This window comes from Nocardioides sp. SR21, assembly GCF_022761125.1.
Classification (GTDB): domain Bacteria; phylum Actinomycetota; class Actinomycetes; order Propionibacteriales; family Nocardioidaceae; genus Nocardioides.
On the sequence record NZ_JAKWJR010000011.1, the window covers coordinates 135852 to 156193 of the forward strand.

19 protein-coding genes are annotated in these 20342 nt (G+C 72.4%); 5 read left to right on the plus strand and 14 right to left on the minus strand.

All coding sequences use genetic code 11. The features are described from left to right. The gene (locus tag MJ604_RS19805; RefSeq protein ID WP_243060319.1) at positions 1–789 is read right to left on the minus strand and encodes an alpha/beta fold hydrolase; all 789 of its coding nucleotides are present in this window, start codon (positions 787–789) and stop codon (positions 1–3) included. An 11-nt stretch (positions 790–800) separates the two neighbouring features. Next, on the minus strand, positions 801–1499 hold the full coding sequence (locus MJ604_RS19810) for an alpha/beta fold hydrolase (RefSeq protein ID WP_243060320.1): 699 nt from the start codon (positions 1497–1499) through the stop codon (positions 801–803). A 109-nt stretch (positions 1500–1608) separates the two neighbouring features. On the opposite strand from MJ604_RS19810, the gene MJ604_RS19815 reads away from it, so the two are divergent. Next, positions 1609–4731 (plus strand): BTAD domain-containing putative transcriptional regulator, encoded by a 3123-nt coding sequence (locus tag MJ604_RS19815; RefSeq protein WP_243060321.1) that lies wholly within the window; start codon positions 1609–1611, stop codon positions 4729–4731. Positions 4732–5076: 345 nt separating this feature from the next. On the opposite strand, the gene MJ604_RS19820 is transcribed toward MJ604_RS19815, so the two are convergent. From MJ604_RS19820 to MJ604_RS19840, 5 genes are all read right to left on the minus strand, one after another. After that, positions 5077–6249, minus strand: coding sequence for an HNH endonuclease signature motif containing protein (locus MJ604_RS19820; protein WP_243060322.1), 1173 nt, complete (start codon positions 6247–6249; stop codon positions 5077–5079). Between the two features lie 269 nt (positions 6250–6518). After that, a complete protein-coding gene (locus MJ604_RS19825) occupies positions 6519–7418 on the minus strand; it encodes a hypothetical protein (RefSeq protein WP_243060323.1) in 900 nt (299 codons plus the stop codon). Continuing rightward, positions 7411–8256, minus strand: coding sequence for an arylamine N-acetyltransferase (locus MJ604_RS19830; RefSeq protein WP_243060324.1), 846 nt, complete (start codon positions 8254–8256; stop codon positions 7411–7413). Before MJ604_RS19830 ends, MJ604_RS19825 begins: the two co-directional genes overlap by 8 nt. Next, entirely contained in the window at positions 8253–8744 is a 492-nt protein-coding gene (locus MJ604_RS19835; protein ID WP_243060325.1) for a flavin reductase family protein, read from the minus strand. Before MJ604_RS19835 ends, MJ604_RS19830 begins: the two co-directional genes overlap by 4 nt. Beyond that, the gene (locus tag MJ604_RS19840; RefSeq protein WP_243060326.1) at positions 8741–9463 is read right to left on the minus strand and encodes a 1-acyl-sn-glycerol-3-phosphate acyltransferase; all 723 of its coding nucleotides are present in this window, start codon (positions 9461–9463) and stop codon (positions 8741–8743) included. The genes MJ604_RS19835 and MJ604_RS19840 overlap by 4 nt, the downstream gene beginning before the upstream one ends. A 35-nt stretch (positions 9464–9498) precedes the next feature. On the opposite strand from MJ604_RS19840, the gene MJ604_RS19845 reads away from it, so the two are divergent. The 3 genes from MJ604_RS19845 (at position 9499) to MJ604_RS19855 (ending at position 12120) form a co-directional block, all read left to right on the plus strand. Continuing rightward, positions 9499–10272, plus strand: coding sequence for a carboxylesterase (locus MJ604_RS19845; RefSeq protein WP_243060327.1), 774 nt, complete (start codon positions 9499–9501; stop codon positions 10270–10272). Positions 10273–10306: 34 nt separating this feature from the next. Beyond that, entirely contained in the window at positions 10307–10801 is a 495-nt protein-coding gene (locus MJ604_RS19850) for a hypothetical protein (RefSeq protein ID WP_243060328.1), read from the plus strand. A gap of 74 nt (positions 10802–10875) precedes the next feature. Further along, a complete protein-coding gene (locus MJ604_RS19855) occupies positions 10876–12120 on the plus strand; it encodes a TIGR00300 family protein (protein ID WP_243060329.1) in 1245 nt (414 codons plus the stop codon). Here the strand turns inward: MJ604_RS19855 and MJ604_RS19860 are convergent. Genes MJ604_RS19860 through MJ604_RS19880 form a run of 5 tightly spaced genes read right to left on the minus strand, consistent with a single transcriptional unit; the run spans position 12053 to position 15967 of the window. Next, on the minus strand, positions 12053–13021 hold the full coding sequence (locus MJ604_RS19860) for an ROK family protein (RefSeq protein ID WP_243060330.1): 969 nt from the start codon (positions 13019–13021) through the stop codon (positions 12053–12055). The genes MJ604_RS19855 and MJ604_RS19860 overlap by 68 nt on opposite strands. 1 nt (position 13022) lies before the next feature. Continuing rightward, positions 13023–13964: an ROK family glucokinase gene (locus MJ604_RS19865; RefSeq protein WP_243060331.1), complete on the minus strand. Its 942-nt coding sequence runs from the start codon at positions 13962–13964 to the stop codon at positions 13023–13025. Beyond that, positions 13961–14338 (minus strand): hypothetical protein, encoded by a 378-nt coding sequence (locus tag MJ604_RS19870; protein WP_243060332.1) that lies wholly within the window; start codon positions 14336–14338, stop codon positions 13961–13963. Before MJ604_RS19870 ends, MJ604_RS19865 begins: the two co-directional genes overlap by 4 nt. 1 nt (position 14339) lies before the next feature. Next, entirely contained in the window at positions 14340–15533 is a 1194-nt protein-coding gene (locus tag MJ604_RS19875) for an ArsA family ATPase (protein WP_243060402.1), read from the minus strand. After that, positions 15530–15967, minus strand: a complete 438-nt coding sequence (locus MJ604_RS19880; protein WP_243060333.1) for an SRPBCC family protein — start codon at positions 15965–15967, stop codon at positions 15530–15532. The genes MJ604_RS19875 and MJ604_RS19880 overlap by 4 nt, the downstream gene beginning before the upstream one ends. A gap of 111 nt (positions 15968–16078) precedes the next feature. Here MJ604_RS19880 and MJ604_RS19885 point away from each other — a divergent pair, with 111 nt between their 5' ends. Beyond that, positions 16079–17869, plus strand: a complete 1791-nt coding sequence (locus MJ604_RS19885; protein ID WP_243060334.1) for a long-chain fatty acid--CoA ligase — start codon at positions 16079–16081, stop codon at positions 17867–17869. Here the strand turns inward: MJ604_RS19885 and MJ604_RS19890 are convergent. Further along, positions 17860–19107, minus strand: a complete 1248-nt coding sequence (locus MJ604_RS19890) for a M48 family metallopeptidase (RefSeq protein ID WP_243060335.1) — start codon at positions 19105–19107, stop codon at positions 17860–17862. The genes MJ604_RS19885 and MJ604_RS19890 overlap by 10 nt on opposite strands. Positions 19108–19117: 10 nt before the next feature. Beyond that, a complete protein-coding gene (locus tag MJ604_RS19895) occupies positions 19118–20320 on the minus strand; it encodes a hypothetical protein (protein ID WP_243060337.1) in 1203 nt (400 codons plus the stop codon). Positions 20321–20342 lie beyond the last annotated feature (22 nt).

The following is a 20342-nucleotide window of genomic DNA, read 5'->3' on the forward strand; positions in this document are numbered from 1 at the left end:
TCAGTCGACGGCGTGGACCGCGGCGAGGATCAGCTTGGTCGTGGCCCCGGGGCGCGACTGCATCGCGACGTGCGAGGCCTTGACCCGGACGACGGTCGAGCCGGCCCGCTCGGCCATGTAGGCCTGGGTCTTCGGCGGGATCGTGTGGTCCTGGGTGGCGATCAGGTACCACGACGGGATCGTGGGCCACGCGACAGCGCCGGCCGGCTCGCCGAACGCCGCAGCTGCGAGCGGCCGCTGGGTGGCCCACATCAGCCGGGTCGTCCGCTTCGGCAGGTCCTGCGCGAACGCTTCGCGGAAGATCCCGGGACGCAGGTACAGGTCGACGCCGGTGCCGCCGTCAGGCAGCGGGTACGGGCGGGCCTGCAGCGCGTCCTCGGTCACCAGGCTTCCGGGGTTCAGCTGGGTCAGGAGACCGACCGGCTCGCCCTCGTCGGGCACGAACGCGGCGACGTAGACGAGCGCCTCGACGTTGGGCAGCCCGGTCGCCGCTGCGCTGATGACGGCGCCGCCGTACGAGTGGGCGACCAGGACGATCGGACCCTCGATCGTCTCCAGGACGCTGCGGACGTAGGCGGCGTCCGACGTGAGGCCGCGCAGCGGGTTCGCCACCGCGATCGCGTCGTACCCCTCTTCCCGCATCGACTGCAGCTCGGCGCTCCAGCCGGACGAGTCGGCCCAGGCCCCGTGCACGAACACGATCGTGGGTCGGGGCTCGGGCGCCCCGGCGTGGGCGGGACTGGTCAGCAGCGCTCCGAGCAGCGCGATCACGAGGATCAGCTTCGACATGGCAGGGCTCCTCAGGCGCTCACGGCCAGGACGGCCTTCTTGACCAGCTCGAAGACCACCTCGGGCTGCGAGAGCATCACGAGGTGGGACGACTCGACCTCGAGGGAGGCGACGTTCGCGCGCTGGTAGGCGAAGCGCTGGACCTCGGGGTTGATGGTGTGATCGGCGCCGGCGACGATCCCCCAGGCCGGCTTGGTGTGCCAGGCGGCGGCCCCTGCCTTCTCCTCGAACGCGGCGGCGGAGAGCGGGCGCTGCGTGACGGCCAACGTGCGCGTGACCGCGGGGTCCACGTCCGCGGCGAAGACATCGTGGAAGCGGTCGACCGCGACGGTGAGGTCGGCGCCCCCGGGCACGACGGTGGGACGCAGCGCACCGGCGAGGTCGGAGTCGGCGTAGCGCCCGGCCAGCTCCCCGAGGCTCTCCCCCTGGTCCGGGACGAAGCCGGCGAGGTAGACCAGGCTCGTCACGTTGTCGCCGGTGCCGGCCACGGTCGCGACCGCGCAGCCGTAGGAGTGGCCGACGAGCACGACCGGGCCGGGCACGGACGCGATGACGGCGGCGACGTACGCCGCGTCACCGTTCAGCGAGCGGTTCGGGGCGGCGGGCGCGAGGACCGGGATCTCCGCGTCGAGAAGCATCGGGACGACGTCGCCGAAGCTGGACGCGTCCGCGAACGCCCCGTGGACGAGGACGACGGTGGGGTGGGACATGTCGGTGCCTTTCGCTGGGAGGTGGACCCAGCCCAGCAGCGGCCACTGAACAACTTGTGGATCGAAGAGGATGGGTGCGTTCACTTCGCGCCCACTACGCTCAGCGACTGTGCAGGTCACCATCCAGGTGCTCGGCCCGCTGCGCGTGTGGCGCGACGGGGTCGAGATCGACCTCGGTCCGCGCCAGCGGACCTACTTGCTGGCGCTGCTGCTGTTCCGCGCCGGCCGGCCGGTCAGCACCTCGGAGCTCATCGACCTGATCTGGGACGACGAGATGCCGACCTCGGCTCTCAACATCCTGCAGAAGTACGTCGGTGCGCTGCGGCGCCTGCTGGAGCCGGAGCTGCCCGCGCGTGCCTCCGGCTCCTTCCTGCACCGCCGCGGCAGTGGCTACCTGTTCGAGCCGACCGGGGTCGAGCTCGACCTGGCCGAGTTCCGCACGCTGCGGGACCGGGCGCGGGAGGAGCTCGCAGCCGACCGGGTCGAGGACGCACTGGCGTCGTACGAGCGGGCGCTCGCCGCCTGGCACGGCCCTGCCGGGGACGGTCTGGCGCTGACCGCTCGCGCGCTCCCGCTCGTCGCCTCGATCAACGAGGAGCTGCTGGACGCCTGCGTCGAGGCTGCCCGGCTGGCTGTTCCCCACGGTCACGCCAAGCGCGTCCACCAGCCCCTGCGGCTGGCCGGGTGGATGGCGCCGTACGACGAGACCGTGCAGGCGACGCTGATGACGGCGTTGGCGGCGTCTGGACAGCAGGTGGAGGCGCTGTCGGTCTTCGAGACCGTGCGCCTCCGGCTCGCCGAGGACCTGGGCATCGACCCCGGCCCGGCGCTCCGGGAGGCGCACGAGCAGGTCCTGCGCCAGGTCGGGCCGACCTCCACGCCGCGCCCGGCCGGCGTCCATCCGCTCGTCGGTCGCCGCGAGGAGCTCGCGCTGGTCCGCAACGCCGTCGACTCGGCCGCCTTCGCGGGTTCGCAGCTCGTCGTCGTCGAGGGTCCGCCCGGCGTCGGCAAGACCCGGCTGCTGGTCGAGGTGAGCGCGGAGGCTCTCCGGCAGGGCGCGCTCCCCGCCTGGGGTGGGTGCCAGCACGGCGACGGCGCGCCCGCGATGTGGCCGTGGATCCAGGTGGTCGGCAGTCTCCTCGCGTCCCTGCCCGCCGAGCGGCGCTCGTCCTGGTCGGCCGGGGTGCTCGGCGACCTGACCGATCGGCCGGACCTCACGGGGCCGGCACCCGCGCGGCTGGACGTCGGAGCGCGGTTCCAGCTGTTCGAGCAGGTGACCGCCCTGCTCGCCGAGGTCGCGACCGACCGACCGGTCCTGGTGGTCGTCGACGACCTGCACTGGGCCGACCTGGCCTCGCTCCAGCTGTTCACCCATCTCGCCGGAGCGCTCCCCGCCGGGTGCGTCCTGATGGGCACCGTGCGCGACCACGCGCCGGCGCCGAGCGACGAGGTGCGGTCGATGCTGGCCGCGCTCGCGCGCCTGGACCGGCACCGCAGGATCTCGCTTGGCCCACTGGACCCGGCCGAGGTCGCCGAGCTGATCCGGCGCGACACCGGCCAGGTCCCCAGCCCGGGCGTCGCCCTCAGCATCCAGGCCCGGGCCGAGGGCAACCCGCTGTTCGTGCGGGAGCTCGCGCGGTACCTCGCCGACATCGGCGGGCTCGACGACCAGGCGGCCGCGCGGGCCGGCGTACCGTCCACGGTGCGCGACATCGTGGAGGACCGCACCCATCGCCTCGACGACGACCTCCGCCGCCTGATCGGGATCGCGGCGCTGATGGGCAGGGACATCGACGTCCGGCTGCTCGCCCACGCCGCCGAGATCGAGGCGGCCGCCTGCCTGGAGAGTCTCGGCGCCCTCGAGGCGCTGGGGCTGGTCGAGGTCGCGCCGGGCTCCTACTCCGAGTGGCGCTTCACGCACGACCTGGTCCGCGAGGCGGTGGCCCGCTCGACCCCGCAGGCGGAGGCTGCGCACCTGCACCTGCGGGTCGCCGACGCGCTGGAACGGGCGGCGGGCTCCGCCGACCGGCACGCCGAGGCGCTCGGTCACCACCTGGTCCTCGCCGGCCCGCTCGCCGAGCCTGCGCGGGTCGCGGAGGCGCTGCTCATCGGTGGCCGGGTCGCGACGCGACGCTGCGCGTACGACCTCGCCGAGAAGTACCTCGACGCGTGCACGCGCGCGGCGCGGGACGCCGGGCTCCCCGAGCTCGAGCTGACCGCGTTGACCGAGCGGCTCGCCGTCACCGGCATCCACGCGGGCTTCGTGGCCACGACGCCGGCGGACCTGGATCGGGCCGAGGAGCTCGCTCGCTCCCTCGGCCGGGAGCGCGAGGCGACGGAGTTCCTCGTCTCCCGGTTCCTCGCCCACGCCCAGGCGATCCAGATCAGCGAGGGCGGGCGGATCGCCCGGCGGCTCCTGCGGCACGGCGAGCGGTCCACCGACCCCGTCGTACGGGCGGCCGGACACCACGCGTGGGGTGTGCACCAGTGGAGCTCGGGGCACGTCGGGGAGGCCTGCCGCCACCTCGGTCTCGCGAGCCGGATCATCGCGGGCGACCACGAGCGGGACCCGATGATGCAGCGACTCCAGCTGCTGACCCCGGTGATGCTGGCGCTGAACACGGCGCTGCACGGCGACCTCGACGCGGCCCACGCCCTGTTCGACGCGGTTGAGGCGGACGCCGGCGACGATCCCTACCGGATGAGCATCTGGGGCTCCTTCAGCGTCACCGCCGCGGTCGCTGCCGGGGACCCGCGGTGGGCGCTCAGGGTCGCTGAGGCCACGATCGCCACCGACCCCGACTTCGCCTTCTCGTTCTCCGGCGCCTACACGCGCCTGGCACGGCACTGGGCGCGCGCCATGACCGGCGGCAACGCGGCTGCCGAGGCCGACCAGGTCGAGACGATCATCGCCGCCACCCTCGTCGACCCGCCCCGCTCCAACCTGGCCACCTGGTACGCCCTGCTCGCCGAGATGCACCTCGTCGCCGGCGACGCCCCTGCCGCGATGGCAGCGCTCGACCGGGCCGAGGCAGCCATCGCCGTCCACGGCGAGCGGTACGCCGAGGGCCTGGTCCTCCTCATGCGCGCCCGCACGCTCCGCGACTCCGCTGCCTCGCCCGCCGAGGTCCGGGCCGCCGCGCGGCACGCCGTCACGATCTCGCGCTCCCGCGAGGCGCACCTGTTCGCCACCCGCGCCACCGACCTGCTCGGTGAGCTGGCGCTCCGCTAGCGGCACCGATTGCAGGCTCGGCGCTGGACCAGGTCGACCTCGGCCGTCAGGTGTCGGCCTCGTCGAGGGCAGACCGCAGGAGGCCGGACCACTCGGCACTCACCACCCGATCGGCCTGCTTGCGATGTGGCGACGAGGGTCGCCAGTCCGGGGCCAGCGCGACCTCCACAGACCGGCGATCCCCTTGACGGCCATCTCGCTGCGCCCGACGGCCTGCGCGGACTACGGAGGCTTGGCGGCTTGCGGGTGCGTGGGTGGTGCTGGTTCCTTGCTTGCGGTTCCGCTCGGGTCACCGTTGGAAGAACACGACGAATGCCCCGCCGGCCGTGGTCGGCGGGGTGGGGGTCAGCGGATATGTCGGTCCGCTCGTACGTGGTAGCTGCAGCCGGTCGGGCTGGTCCAGGTGAACGTCCTGGGGCCGGTACGCCGGTAGGTCCAGGCGGTGAAGGTCTTCACCCGGTGGTGGTGGCGACACAGCGGCGCGAGGTTCCGGGTGGACGTCCGGCCGAGGGGGAACTCGGTGATGTGGTCGTTGTCTGCGGAGCGTGACCGGCGGCTGCAGCCGGGGAACACGCACCGCGGGAAGGTCAGGACGACCTGTTCCTGCTGCCGGTCGGTGGGGGTGTAGGAGTCGGTGGTGAGGTTCTCGTTCAGGTCCAGCACCGGACGCACCGTCACCTTCGTGCCCGCGGTCTGGCACCACTGCTGGACCTGTTCGGGGGTGACGACGGTGCGGGTGTTCTCCACCTCGACCATCCGGGTGTCGGCCTGGGCGTGGGTGTAGATCACGACCTCCCGCTCACCCGCGCCGCCGAGCATCCCCGCGGCGATCGAGCGGCGGACATCGATCGGGAGGGCAGGGTCGAGGGTGGCGGCCTTCGCCTTCAGGTTCTCGTCCAACGCGACGGCGTCGGCCAGGTCCATGACCCCGGCGACGGGGACCTGACCGGTCGAGGTGACCTGGCGCCAGTAGAACGTGAGGTGCCGGTGCTCGGAGTCGGCCAAGCGGCGTTGTTCGGCAGCTTGGGGGTCGAACTCGGCACGGGCTGCTTCGACGGTGCGCTCGATCTGGGCGAACGTGCACGTGTGCAGGACCGGCGCGAGCGCGCGGTCCACGAACGCCGCCGCATCGACCGGCAGCGCCTTGGTCTGCTGGGCGACCTTGCGGGCCTTCCACGACGGAACCTCTGCGTCGAGGACCCGTGCCCAGGTGCGCGGGAGCCGGTGCGCCAGCTCGACGGCATCGCCGATGAACACCCGGCCGGCGTCGGTGTTCATCCCGACCGCGAGCGCGAACTCCGCGATCGAGAACTCCGCGACCGTCGGCGCCCCGTCCCCGGCGACCTCGAGCTCCCGCTCCTCCCAAGGCCGCGTCTGGTCCACGACGTCGCCGGGGTTCAGTGCCGCCCACTCGACCGCGAGGTGGAGCTTGTCGATCTCGGCTTTCACGGCGGCGGCTTGGCGTTGACGGGCGACCTTCAGCACCTGCTCACGAGTGAGGGTGCTGGTCGTCGTCATGGTTCAACCCAAGCAGGGACCACCGACAACGGAGCCTCGGAATCCCTTGTTTTGACCGGGATGTGGACACTCTCGCGAAATAGTCCGGACGCGGGATCCGGTGGTTTCGAGACAGGCGCGAGCGCGCCTTCCTCAACCACCGAAGGGTGCGAAGCCCACCACCGGAAAGCCGGGAAGCAGCGCCAGCCCGAACCCGCCCTACCCGCGTAAAAGCCCTATCGGTCGCAACCACCAGCAACCCGCAGCCCAACGTCAGTAGCAGCGTCAGCTCAGTCGTCGGTGAGCTTGTCGAGCGCGGCCTGGGCCGCGTCGCGCGCCTCGCGTGCCTCACCGACGGCCGACTCGGCCTCGGTGCGGGCGTCCTCGGCGTCGGAGAGCTCGTCGTCGACCTCCTCGGCGGTGGCCTCGAGCTCGGCGATCTTGCCGCGGAGCTCGTCGATCTCGGCCTGGATCTGGAGGCTGCGGGCCTCGAGGTCGTCGTACGACGCGCGCACCTCGTCGTACGCCGAGGTCGCCTCGTCCAGGACGGCCACGGCGTACCCCAGCGCGGTCTCGGCGGCCTCGATGGCCTTGCGGTCGGCCTCCGGGTCGGGGACGACGTGGAGGTCGGGTCGCGACGGCGGCTCGGCGGACCGGGCCGGTGCACTGAACCCCAGCGCATCCGGTACGGCGACCGCGGCCGCGACGTCGGCGGGGTCGAGGCCCGTGGTGGTCAGCGCCGCCACCAGCAGACCGCTGCGCACGGCGAGGCCGCACTGCTCGTCGACCATCGCGGCGGTGAGCGTGGCCTCGACCTGGTCGGCCACGGCCTCGGTGACCTTCGCGCCGGCGTCCTTGGCCACCCGCCGCGCCTGCGTGGTGACCGCCGCGGTGAGCTGGCGGCGCTGCCGCGTCAGCGCGCGCAGCTCGTCGCCCGACATGTTCGCCTGTGCCTCGCGCAGCGCGGCGCCGACCGACAGCACCTGCTCGACCTGCTCGGTCTCGCGGCGCACCAGCAGGTTCACGACCCACGCCGCGGTCGACGGCTTCTTCAGCGCCTTGACCTGCTTCGCGAGATCAGAGCCCTTGAGCTCCTTCGCCTTCGCGTCCCGCGCCGGCGTGAACTCGGGCAGCGGCAACCCGTACAGCGCGTCCGCGATGCTCAGCAGGTCGCCGGACAGCTCAGACACGGGTCTCAGCCTTCCACGCCAGGTGCGCCTCCCACATCCGCGCGTACAGCTCCCGCAGCTCTGCCTCGTCGACGTCGCCGAGCGGCAGGTGCAGGTCGCCGAGCGCCGCGCGCCAGGTCTCCCAGGTGTCGAGGTCGGTCTGCGTCCTCCCGCCCGCGTCGACCTGGGTCAGCACGCAGCCGCGCAGCGTCGTGCACCCACTCGCGTGCCGGCGCTGCACCACCAGGACCTTCGCGAAGACCCCGGTCCCCGGCGCCGACAGCTCCGCGTGCGACGCGAGTACGTCGGCGGGCTCGGTCGGCAGCGTCGACACCGCGACTCCGGTGAAGCTGCCGGACACGTCGTGGCGGAACGACCAGCCGTCCTCGCGCACCTCGTCGACGACGTACGTGAACGGACCCTGCCGGTACTCCCCCACCACCACCGGCACCGGGTCGCGGAAGGCGTCGCCGAGGCCGACGTCGACCCACCACTCGCCACCGGGGTTCTCAGGCGACGGCAGCCCGGCGACGTGCAGCACCAGGTGGTTGAGGAAGGTGCCGGCGCGATCCCACTCCTCGGTCCACACGTGCCCGTGCCGCCGGGTGACGTCGAACCCGAGGTCGCGCAGCACGAGCTCGAGCGAGCCGTTCTGGTGGAAGCAGTAGCCGGCCCGGCCGACCTCCTCGATCCGCAGCAGCGAGGCCTCCGGGTCGACCGACGGCGGCCGGCCCAGCATGATCGCGAGGTTCTCGTACGGCACCCGCTCCAGGTGCCGCTGGTGGATCAGGAACAGGGCGTCGAGCGTCGGCGGCGGAGGTACGTCGATGCCGAGGCGGCTCAGGTAGGCGGCGCTCACGGCTTCACGTACCGCCCGCGCCGGTGGACCAGCGGCTCCTCGTCGTCACCGACCACGACCTCCTCGACCGCGAGCGTGAGCAGCCGCGACCAGCCGACGTCGACCGCCGACTCGAGACGTACGCCGGCCCAGCTGCGCGCATCCGCCAGCCGGGGGCCCCACGCGGTGTCCTCGAACGCGCCCATCCGGAACGGCCCGCCCGGGGCCGGTGCCGTGCCGGCGAACGCCTCGGCCAGGTCGCGGTGCGACCACGACAGCAGCTGCACGACCGCGCGCTCGGAGCGAGCGACCGCCTCCGCCAGGTCGCTGTCCGGGTCGACGAGGACCAGCACCCGAGCCGGGTCGCCGGTCGCGACCATCAGCGAGCTCACGGTGAGCCCGGAACGATCCGAGGTCACCAGCGCGACCGACCCGGTGAGCCGACCGCGGAACCGGCGTACCGGGTCGGGCTCGGGATCCGCGAACGGGTGGGTCGAGTGGATCGTCAAGACGCGAGCTTCTCGGGGCCTTCGCTCTCGGCGTCCTTCTCGGTCTTCGAGAGCTCCTTGGCCTTGGTGGCGTACATGTCGACGTACTCCTGGCCGGACAGCCGCATGATCTCGTACATGATCTCGTCGGTGATCGAGCGGAGGATGTAGCGGTCGTTCTCCATGCCCTCGTAGCGCGAGAAGTCCAGCGGCTTGCCGAACCGGACCACGGGGCGGGTGAACTTCCCGAACGTCTTGCCCGGCGGCGCCACGACGTCGGTGCCCACCACGGCGACCGGGATCACCGGGGCCTTCGTCTCGAGCGCGAGCCGGGCGACGCCGACCTTCCCGCGGTAGAGCTTGCCGTCGTGCGAGCGGGTGCCCTCGGGGTAGATGCCGAACAGCTCGCCCTCGGCGAGCAGCCGCTTGGCGGAGATGATCGCGCCCTCGGCGGCGTTGCCGCCCGAGCGGTCGATCGGCACCTGGCCGGAGCCCGCGAAGAACGTCTTCTGCAGCCAGCCCTTGATGCCCTTGCCCGTGAAGTACTCGGCCTTCGCGACGAAGGTGACGCGGCGCGGCAACGTGAGCGGCATGAACAGCCAGTCGGCGTACGACAGGTGGTTGCTGGCGAGGATCGCCGGCCCCTCGTCGGGGACGTTCTCGGCGCCGGAGACGCGCGGGCGGAACACCATGCGCAGCCAGGGACCGAGGGCGATCCACTTCAGGAACCAATAGAACACGGACGCAGCCTAGACCGGTGGTGCAGAATCCGCCCATGACGATCCACCCGCTGGCCGAGCCGCTGTCCGCACCCGCCCGCCCGGAGCTCACCGGCGGCCGCCGGATCGGCGTCCTGCTCAGCCACGGGTTCACCGGCCAGCCGGCGTCCATGAAGCCGTGGGGCGAGGCGCTCGCAGCCAAGGGGTACGCCGTCGAGCTGCCCCGTCTGCCCGGCCACGGCACCACCTGGCAGGAGATGAACACGACCACCTGGTCCGACTGGTACGCCGAGATCTCGCGCTCCTTCGAGAAGCTCTGCGCCGAGAACGACGCGATCGTCGTCGGCGGGCTGTCGATGGGCGGCGCGCTGGTGCTGCGGATCGCCGAGGACCACGCGCACCGGATCGCCGGCGTGATGGTGGTGAACCCCGCGATCGCGACCAAGCGCCTCGACGTGAAGCTGCTCCCGATCCTCAAGCACCTGGTGCCGTCGTTCCCCGGCATCGCCAACGACATCAAGAAGGCCGGTGTCGAGGAGCACGGCTACACCAAGACCCCGCTCAAGGCCGCCCACTCGATGATGCAGGCCTGGCCGACGGTCGCCGCCGACCTGCCGAAGATCACCGCGCCGATGATCTACTTCCGCTCCACCGAGGACCACGTGGTCGACGAGAAGACCCAGCCGATCATCACCGGGCGGATCTCGTCGAAGGACGTCACCGTCGTACCCCTCGAGAACAGCTACCACGTCGCGACCCTCGACAACGACGCGGAGAGGATCTTCGAGGAGAGCGCGGCGTTCATCGCCCGGGTCACCCAGACTGGTTGATACCACCTTGCGCTCCACCGCCTAGGCTGGAGAGGTGCAGTCGAACCCGGACGGTCCTCGCGACCCCGACGAGACGCCTCCCAGCGACCCCTCCGGGGCGGCCCAGGAAGAGGCCTGGCAGGCGATCATCGAGAACTACGGCGAGCGCGCGGACCTGAACGACGAGCCGGAGCCCCCGTCGGCAGCCCCGGCTCCGGCCACGCCTGTCTCCACCGCGCCGTTCGGCGGCCGGTTCGGCAACCTCACCGAGGGCTTCGGCGACAACGACGACGTGTTCACGGCCGAGGAGGAGTCCTACGAGCCGCCGCCCCCGCCGCCGGTCCCCCGCGCGACCCCGGACCGGATGGCCGCCTGGATCGGCGTCTTCGGCTCCCCCGCGGTCCTGCTGACCGCGGTGATCCTCGGCATCACGCTGCCGACGCTGATCGGCTACGCGCTGGTCGCGGCGTTCGTGGGCGGCTTCCTCTACCTCGTCTTCCGGATGCCACGCGGCCCGCGCGACCCCTGGGACGACGGCGCGCAGGTCTGAGCGGGGACGCGCCAGCGGATCCGCTGTTGGTGGTCGAGCGAGCCGCGCGACCGAGGCACCGTTATGGTGCGCGTGTGAGCGCCAACGAGACCGTCGAGATCACCGGCCACCTGATGGACCACGGGATCCTGTCCCGGGTCCTGGACGACATCCGCGAGTACGGCGGCGACTACAGCATCGACCGATTCGACGTGGGCCGCGAGACCGACGACCCGTCGCACGCGGTGATCACCGTGACCGCCGAGGACGCGGAGTCGCTGCAGCGGCTGCTGATGCGCCTGCAGACCCGTGGCGTGAACCAGGTCGACCCGGGCGAGGCGGAGTACGCCGAGGCCGACCGCGACGGCGTCTTCCCGGACCAGTTCTACTCGACCACGAACCTCGAGACCCGGGTCCGCGTCGACGGCGCCTGGCTCACCGTCGGCAACCCCGAGATGGACTGCGGCCTGATCCTCGAGAAGGCCGCCGACGGCACCCCGGCGCGCGTCTACACGCTGCCGATGTCCGACGTACGCGCCGGGATGCTCGTCATCACCGGGGCGTCCGGCGTCAAGGTCACCGTGCCGGCGCCGGACCGCGAGGCCGAGGCGTTCGGCTTCATGGAGTCCGAGGTCTCGTCGGAGAAGCCGCAGGCGGTGCTGGTGCGCCAGGTCGCCGACGGCATGCGCGAGGCCAAGTCCTCGGGCAAGAAGGTGCTCTGGGTCGGCGGCCCGGGCGTCGTGCACACCGGCGCGGCGCCGGCGATGGTCGCGATGGTGAACGCCGGCTTCGTCGACGTGCTGTTCGCCGGCAACGCGCTGGCCACCCACGACATCGAGTCCGCGCTGTACGGCACCAGCCTCGGCGTCGACCTGGCGATGGGCCGCGGCGTCGAGCACGGCCACGAGCACCACATCCGCGCGATCAACGCGATCCGCAAGGAGGGCTCGATCGCGGCCGCCGTCGAGAGCGGCGTCCTGACCGGCGGCATCATGCACGCCCTGGTGAAGCACCAGAAGGACTTCGTGCTGGTCGGCTCGGTCCGCGACGACGGCCCGCTGCCGGACGTCTACACCGACGTGATCGACGGCCAGCGCGCGATGCGCGCGGAGCTGGAGAACGTCGGGTTCTGCCTGATGGTCGCGACCATGCTGCACTCGGTCGCGACCGGCAACATCCTGCCGGCCTCGATCCCGCTGGTCTGCGTCGACATCAACCCGGCGACGGTCACCAAGCTCGCCGACCGCGGCTCCTCGCAGGCCCGCGGCATCGTCACGGACGTGGGGCTGTTCCTCGAGCAGCTTGCCGTCGAGCTCGTGCCCGAGTACCGGCGCTCCTGAACCGCTCCCTCGCGAGGTACGCCGCTCCGATCGCCCCGGCCTCCGGCCCGAGGCTCGCCCGCACCAGCGGCGGCACCGCGCGGTGGTCCGCGCCCACCAGCGACTCGCGCAGAGCCACTCGCGCCGGCGCGAGCAGCAGGTCGTCGGCCGCGGACACACCGCCGCCGATCACGACGATCTCGGGGTCGAACGCCTCGACGAGGTTCGACACCCCGATGCCGAGCCACTCCCCGACGTCCGCGAACGCCGCGAGCGCGACCGGGTCGCCGGCCCGCGCGGCCTCGGTGATCTCGGGGCCGGTGATGTCCTGGCGGCCGCCCTGCGCCTGCACGAACCGCACCAGCGCGTTGCCGGAGCAGTAGCGCTCCCAGCAGCCGATGCCGCCGCACTCGCAGGCCTGCCCGTTCGGCACCACCTGCATGTGGCCGAACTCCCCCGCCATCCCGTTGTAGCCGCGGTGCACGGTGCCGTCGAGCACGACCGCGCCACCGATCCCGGTGCCCAGGGTCACGACCAGTGCGTACTGCGAGTGCCCGACCGCGCCGTACGCGATCTCCGCGCGGGCCGCGCAGTTCGCGTCATTGTCGAGCACGACCGGCGCGTTCCACCGCTCCGCGAGCCGGGCGCGCACGCCCTCGTCGCGCCAGGGCAGGTGCGGCGCGAACCGCACCCGCTCGCCCTGCACGTCGACGAAGCCGGCGGCCGCGATCCCGATCGCGGACGGCCGCCGGGTGGTCGAGAGCTCCTCGACCGCCTCGGTCAGCGCGTCCTCGATCAGGCTGGCCTCGACGCGGCGCCCCGGGGTCGTGCGGTGGGCCGTGCGCAGCACGCGCCCGGTCGTCGACACCGCGGCCGCGAGGACCTTGGTGCCGCCGATGTCGACCCCGATGAACAGCGCCACGCTACCGCCGCGACAGGTCTGCCGCGCCGATCAGCCCGGCGCGGTTGCCGAGCCGGGCCTTGCGGATCTCCGGGATCGGGCGGAACCCGCGGCCCACGAGCTGGCCCGCGAACGCCGAGCGGGTCGGCTCGAGCAGCAGCTCGTCGGCCTCGCTGACGCCTCCGCCGATCACGACCACGCCGGGATCGAGGATCTCGGTCAGGGACGCGATCCCCTCGCCGAGCCAGCGGCCGAGCTCGGCGAGCTGCTGGCGTGCGCCCTCGTCGCCGTGCTGCGCCGCGTCGGTGATCAGCGGGCCGGTGATCCGCTGCAGGTCGCCGCCCGCCCGCTGCAGCATGCCCTGGGCGATCTGCGCGCCGCTCATCGCGAGCGAGCGCGCCTCACGTACCAGGGCGGAGCCGCTGGCGTACTGCTCGAAGCACCCGTGCTTGCCGCAGCCGCACAGGATGCCGTTCGGGACGACGCGCATGTGGCCGATCTCGGCGCCGACGCCGTTCGCGCCGCGGTAGACCTCGCCGTCGAGCACCAGCCCGCCACCGACGCCGGTGCCGACGGTGACCAGCAGCAGGTCGTCGGCGTCATGGCCGGCGCCGTACACGAACTCGCCCCACGCCGCGGCGTTGGCGTCGTTCTCGATCACGACCGGGAGCTCGATCCGCTTCTCGAGCTCGCCCTTGAGGTCCTCGTTGCGCCAGGCGACGTTCGGAGCGAACAGCACTACCGCGCGCTCCTTGTTCACGTAGCCCGCCGCACCCACGCCGACGGTCTCGATGGCGTGCCGCGAGCGCAGCTCGGTCACCAGGCCGGCGATCGCCTCCTCGATGGCCTCGGCGTCGGTCGCGGGCGACTCGACGCGCAGCTCCTCGAGGATCGTGCCGTTCTCGTCGACCACGCCGCCGGCGATCTTGGTGCCGCCGACGTCGATGCCACACGCCAGGCTCATCGGTCTCCCTCCCCGGAGTCCTCGGTGTCCTCGGTGTCAGTGTCCTCGGGCCAGTCTGCCGAGTCGTCGTCGAGGTCGATGTTCTGGACCCCGGAGGTGCGCTCGCCGGGCACCGGCGTCGCCATCAGACCGGCGAAGGCCTGCAGCAGCGCCGCGCCCGCGGTGGCGAGATGGGTGCGCACCTCGGGGCTCGCCTGCCGCAGCACGTGCACGGTCTTGCAGATCGGGCAGTAGGTGCACTCGGGGGCGCCGGTGTCGATGTGGCCGTCCCCTCCGTGGTCCTTCGCCCACCCCGACAGCGCGCCGAGCAGCTTCGCCGCCTCTTCTCCGACCGTGCCTACGTCGTCCGAGGATTCCCGTTCGTCCTGGCTCATTTCACCTTCCAGCCTCGTCGTCGGGGTCCTCGATGAACCGCACGCGCAGTTCCCCCTGCGCCACCTTGGCGCCGGCGATGCGATGTCTCGCCAGCCCCGATGGGAGCGTGAGCAGCCGACGATACGATCCCACGGTCACGACCAGATCGTCGCCATTGCGCGCCAGGTTGACCTCGGCGCGTGAGACGAGCGGCAGCGAGAGGCGCAGGACGGCGCCGCCCTCGGTCCGCGAGATGCGGAACGGCCCCTTCCCCGGCGTGGTCGCCAGCGGGTCGTGCTCGCCGTACACCTCGCGGGCCAGGCCGGCCAGCGCGTCGACGCCGACCGGCTCGCGCGGGCGGTACTCCGAGCGCCAGATCGGCAGCCCCGCGAACGACGCCTCGACCAGATCCAGCACCTCGTCCTGCGCGAGCACCCAACCGGCGCGCCAGTCGTCGGCGCCCTCGGCCGGGAAGATCCGGTTCGCGACGACGCCGTCGACGCGGTAGCCGAACAGCGACAGCGACGTGTACGAGCGACGCGCCTCCGCGAGCACGACGTTCTCGGGGGTCAGGACGAGCCGCACGCTCGCGTCGGGGCCGCTGAGCAGCTCGCGGACCTCCTCGAGCTCGGCGTGCAGCCGCTCGACCGCGTCGAAGACCGAGTCGCCCGGCATCGGTACGCCGGCGGCCCGGCTCAGCACGGGTCGCAGCGCCTTCACGACGCGGCGCTCCATCGGGAACACCCGGTGCATGTACCAGCCGAGCGCCTCCGGGAGCGCCAGGAGCCGCAGCGTCTCCGCGGTCGGAGCGCAGTCGACGACGATCACGTCCCACCCGCCGGTGAGCGCCTGGATGCGGAGCTCGAGGAGCGCCAGGACCTCCTCGGCGCCCGGGATCACGGTCAGCTCCTCGGCGGCGACCGGGTCGACGCCGGCCACGTCGAGCACCGAGAGCAGGTAGCGCTGGATGTCGGCCCACGACTGCTCGAAGCGCAGCTGGGCGTCGACCTGCTGGACGAAGAGCCGGTCCGCGACCTCGGTCGGCTCGGCGCCGATGGTCCCGGGCGGGCACCCGTACGCGTCGGCCAGCGAGTGGGCGGCGTCGGTCGAGAGCACCAGGGTGCGTCGCCCCTCCGCGGCGGCCAGCGCCGCCGTGCCGGCCGCGATCGTGGACTTGCCGACCCCTCCCTTGCCGGTGAAGAGGAGGATTCTCAGAGCGACTCGACCCGCTTCTTCAGGCCCTTGAGGGCGGTGTCGATGAGGATCTTCTCGCCCTTGCGCTTGAGCATGCCGATCAGCGGGATCGACACGTCGAGCGCGAGTCGGTAGGTCACCTCGGTCGAGCCGTTGCCGAGGTCCTTGAGCACGTACGCGCCGTCCAGCGCGCGCAGCATCTTGCCCTCGACGAGGGTCCAGGTGACCTCGTCGTACCCGTCCCACTCGTAGGCGAGCGTGTACTCGTCCTTGATCGGGCTCACGTCGAGCGCGAAGAAGACCTGCTCGGCCCAGCCGCCGTCGCCGTCCTTGACGACCTCGGCGGTGATGACGCCCTTGGCCCACTCGGGGTACGCCGGGAAGTCGCCGATCACGCCCATGATGTCCGCCGGAGCGGCGTCGATGACGATCGAGGAAGTGGTCTGCTCGGCCATCGGGTCCCCTTGAAGGTGGCTCGTCGAAGCGTGGGTCGATTCGGGCTGCGAGCGTACCGGATCGGCCGGGCCCGGAGGCCACGCCCTGTAACCACGCGGTAACGTCTGCGCGTGCGTGAGTTCTCGACCCCGATGACGACCGAGATCCCCTCCACCGGCAACCTCACCGATGACGTGGTGAGGAACGCCCGGGAGCGAGCGACCTCGGTGCAGTTCAGCCGGCGTTCCGCCACGGGCGCGTGGGAGGACGTCACCATGGCGGGCTTCCTCGCCGAGGTGAGCGCCGTGGCCAAGGGCCTGATCGCGGCCGGCATCGAGCCGGGCGACCGGATCGCCCTGATCTCGAAGACCCGGTACGAGTGGACGCTGCTCGACTACGCGATCTGGTTCGCCGGCGCGGTCACCGTGCCGATCTACGAGACCTCGTCGGCCGAGCAGGTCCGCTGGATCCTCTCCGACTCCGGCGCCCGCGCGGTGGTCGCCGAGACCGGCGCGCACCTGGCGCGGCTCAACGAGGTCCGCGGCGGGCTCGACGACCTCAACCACGTGTGGTCGATCACCGACAACGCGGTCGGCACGCTGACCCGGCTCGGTGGCGACATCACCGACGAGCAGCTCGAGGCGCGCCGTACGACGGCGCAGCCCGCGGACGTCGCGACGCTGATCTACACGTCCGGGACCACCGGCCAGCCCAAGGGCTGCGTACTCACCCACGGCAACTTCATGTTCGAGCTGGGCGTCGCCGTCGACGAGCTCGAGCGGCTCTTCCACGACGACGACGGCTCGACGCTGCTGTTCCTGCCGCTCGCCCACGTGTTCGCGCGGATCATCCAGGTGGGCTGCGTGAAGTCGCGCACCCGGATGGGCCACACCGCCGACATCAAGCAGCTGCTCCCCGACCTCGCCGAGTTCCAGCCCACGTTCATCCTCGCGGTCCCCCGCGTCTTCGAGAAGGTGTTCAACACCGCCTCGCAGCGCGCCGCCGCCGACGGCCGCGGCAAGATCTTCGACGCCGCCGCGGACACCGCGATCGCGTACTCCCGCGGCCTCGAGAGGGGCAAGGTCCCGCTCGCCGTCCGCGCCAAGCACGCGGTCTTCGACAAGCTCGTCTACGGCAAGCTGCGCTCCGCGCTCGGTGGCAGCTGCCAGTACGCCGTCTCCGGCGGCGCCCCGCTCGGCGAGCGGCTCGGCCACTTCTACCGCGGCATCGGCCTGGTCGTGCTCGAGGGCTACGGCCTCACCGAGACCACCGCGGCGCTGTCGGCGAACCTCCCCGACGCCACCAAGATCGGCACCGTCGGCCGGCCGCTGCCCGGCACCGCCGTCCGCGTCGCCGACGACGGCGAGCTGCTGTTCAAGGGCGGGCAGGTGATGACCGGCTACTGGCGCAACGAGCAGGCCACCGCGGAGGTGCTCGAGGACGGCTGGTTCCACACCGGCGACATCGGCGAGGTCGACGACGAGGGCTTCATCCGGATCACCGGGCGCAAGAAGGAGATCATCGTGACCGCGGGCGGCAAGAACGTCGCCCCGGCGGTGCTCGAGGACCGGCTGCGCGCGCACCTGCTCGTCGACCAGTGCGTGGTCGTCGGTGACGGCCAGCCGTTCATCGGCGCGCTGATCACGCTCGACCGCGAGTCGGTCCCGACCTGGGCGGAGTCGCACGGGAAGTCGAAGAACGTCCGCGACCTCGTCGACGACCCCGACCTCCGCGCCGAGATCGAGGCGGCCGTCGACGAGGCCAACAAGGCGGTCTCGCGGGCCGAGTCGATCCGGAAGTTCACGATCCTCGCCGACGAGTGGACCGAGGAGGGCGGGCAGCTGACGCCGAGCCTCAAGCTCAAGCGGAACGTCGTCCTGCGCGAGTTCAAGGACGACGTCGCGGCGCTGTACTACTCCTGACCCAGCTGCTCGGCGAGCTGGCGGGCGATCGCGATCCGCTGCATGCCGGTGGGGTGCGAGCCGAACCAGAACTGCGACCACGCGGGCGGGGTCGGGTCGGCCAGCGAGCGCACCATCAGCTGGCGCTGCACGGCCATGAACGCGTCCGGGTCCTCGGTCACCTGGAGGGCGTCCACGTCGGCGCGGGTCTCGATCTGACGGCTGATGCCGTTCTGGATCGGGCTCGACAGCAGCGTCCCGAGGGCGATCAGCGCCAGGGCCAGCGGCACCACGGCCGGGTCCCGCATCGACAGCCCGCGGCGCGGGCCGAGCGCGCCGACGATCAGCCCGAGCAGGCCGACCCCGAACACCGCGCCGGCGACCCCCAGCAGCGACCCGGTCAGCACGTCGTCGTGCTTGGCGTGCGCGAGCTCGTGGGCGACCACCGACAGCACCTGGTCCTGCGGCACGTCCTCGACGAGGTTGTCGTAGAGGACCACCCGGCGGGTGCTGCCGAAGCCCGAGACGTAGGCGTTCAGCGTCGTCGTACGCCGTGACGCGTCCGCGACCAGCACGTCGTCGACCGGCACGCCCTCGCGCTCGGCGAGGTCGAACACCTGGCTGCGCAGGTCACCGTCCTCGAGGGAGCTGAACGAGTTGAACAGCGGCTCCACCACCACCGGGTAGACGAACGACCCGGCGAGCACCAGCGCGCCCAGGAGGCCGGCCGCGACCGCCGGCCAGGCGCGCGCCCAACGACGGGCGCACCCGATGATCACGATCAGCGTCAGCGAGACCGCGACGATGTTCACGCCCTGGTTGAGCGCCAGGTCGCGCACGAAGCCCGACCAGGGCTGGTTGCTCAGGCCGTAGTCGATCGCGCGGCGGCGGAACAGCACCGCGAACGGCAGCGTGACCAGTCGCCCGATCACCTCGACCAGCGCGACCGCGAGCAGCACGCGGACCCACCACCAGCCGGGCAGCCGCCCGACCAGCCGGCGGCCCCAGGACGTGAAGCCGAGCAGGCAGGCGACGAGCAGCGACACGAACGTCGAGCTCCAGCTCAGGATCCGCGCCCAGCGGGCGTACTCCTCGCCGCGCGCGATCTCCTCCGGCGTCAGCACCGAGGCCGGGTCGGCCGGTGACGGCAGGCCACCCGGGACCGGACTCCACGGCACCAGCAGGGCGGCGATGACCACGAAGGCGGCCCCGCCGATCAGGGTCACGACGAGGGCGACGCGACGGTCGGGCGGGGTCACGCTCGCGCCTTCATGCGGCCAAGTCTTGCAGGAGGGTCCGCCACTGCTGGGTCAGCTCCGCCTCGGTCAGGCCGACCTCCTGCCGCAACGCCTGCTCGACCGGGGTTCCCGCGTCGACGGCGCGGTAGAAGCGCACCAGCGCGTTCTCGCCGCCGCTCTCGGCCAGCAGGCGGCAGGCCAGCCAGGCGCTCTCGTACGTCGCGCCCAGGCCGTTCGCGCGGGTGCCGAACTCCGCGGCGCCCGGGAGTGCCTCCGGCGGCCCGTCCTTCCGCACCTCGGCGATGATCTGCGCAGCCGACCGGGACAGCGGCAGGTCGACGTCGCGGAGCGCGACGTAGTCGGCGAAGCCCTCGAGCAGCCACAGCGGCATCGTGCTCGCCCAGGCGTCCGCGGCCACGTGTGTCGCCTCGTGGCTCATCACGACCTGGGCGCCGGTGGGCTTGAGGCGGCCGTAGAGGTCCGGGTTCACGAACACGTGCACCGGCGCGCCCGGGGCCAGCGAGCCGTCGTCGGAGGTCGTCACGGCCGCGATCTGGTCGTAGGTGCCGGGGCCGGAGCTGAGCACGGCGTCGAGGTCCTCGACCGAGGCCGGCACCTCGACGACCAGCCCCTGCCGCCAGCTCGGCAGCACCTTCCGGACCACCGGCACGGCCGCCTCGGCGTACGCCGCGATCTCGTCGGCCTCGGCGCCCGAGCCGTCGACGAGGACCAGCGTGTCGTCGGTGCGGCGGACCTCCAGCGGGCCGGACAGCCAGAGCGGCGAGATCCGGTCGTCGCCGCCGAAGCCGGTGATCGCGACCCGGTCGCCGTCTGGCTGGACGCCGATGCGGATCTCGGCGTGCGCGGAGCCCTCGTCGAAGCCGGCGAAGCGCCAGGTGGCGTCGGCGTACGCCGCGTCACCCGCGGCATCGGACGCGGTGTCGACGAAGCGCAGCGTGAAGTCGCGGACGCCGGCCGCCTCGGCGTTCGCGACGATCCCGGCGAGCCGGTCGGCCGCCTCGTCGTCCCCGGCCGGTGCCAGCGCGCGAGCGGCCTCCTCGTCGCGCTTCTCGACCGCCCCCTCGAAGGCCTCGATCGCGGCGGTCGCGTCCGCCGACGACGTCGAGCCCGACGAGGCCGGCGGCCGGGTCGGCGCGACGTACGGGTCGTCGTCGACCAGCGACCAGGCCAGCAGCCCGGAGGCGACGAGCAGGACGAGCGAAAGGCCGGCCACCCACCAGCGTGGGCGACCGGCC

Excerpts from the sequence above, each read along its gene's own strand:
- MJ604_RS19805 (WP_243060319.1), bottom strand. The coding sequence starts at position 789 with ATGTCGAAGCTGATCCTCGTGATCGCGCTGCTCGGAGCGCTGCTGACC.
- MJ604_RS19810 (WP_243060320.1), bottom strand. The coding sequence starts at position 1,499 with ATGTCCCACCCCACCGTCGTCCTCGTCCACGGGGCGTTCGCGGACGCG.
- MJ604_RS19820 (WP_243060322.1), bottom strand. The coding sequence starts at position 6,249 with ATGACGACGACCAGCACCCTCACTCGTGAGCAGGTGCTGAAGGTCGCC.
- MJ604_RS19845 (WP_243060327.1), top strand. The coding sequence starts at position 9,499 with ATGACGATCCACCCGCTGGCCGAGCCGCTGTCCGCACCCGCCCGCCCG.
- MJ604_RS19865 (WP_243060331.1), bottom strand. The coding sequence starts at position 13,964 with ATGAGCCTGGCGTGTGGCATCGACGTCGGCGGCACCAAGATCGCCGGC.
- MJ604_RS19870 (WP_243060332.1), bottom strand. The coding sequence starts at position 14,338 with ATGAGCCAGGACGAACGGGAATCCTCGGACGACGTAGGCACGGTCGGA.
- MJ604_RS19880 (WP_243060333.1), bottom strand. The coding sequence starts at position 15,967 with ATGGCCGAGCAGACCACTTCCTCGATCGTCATCGACGCCGCTCCGGCG.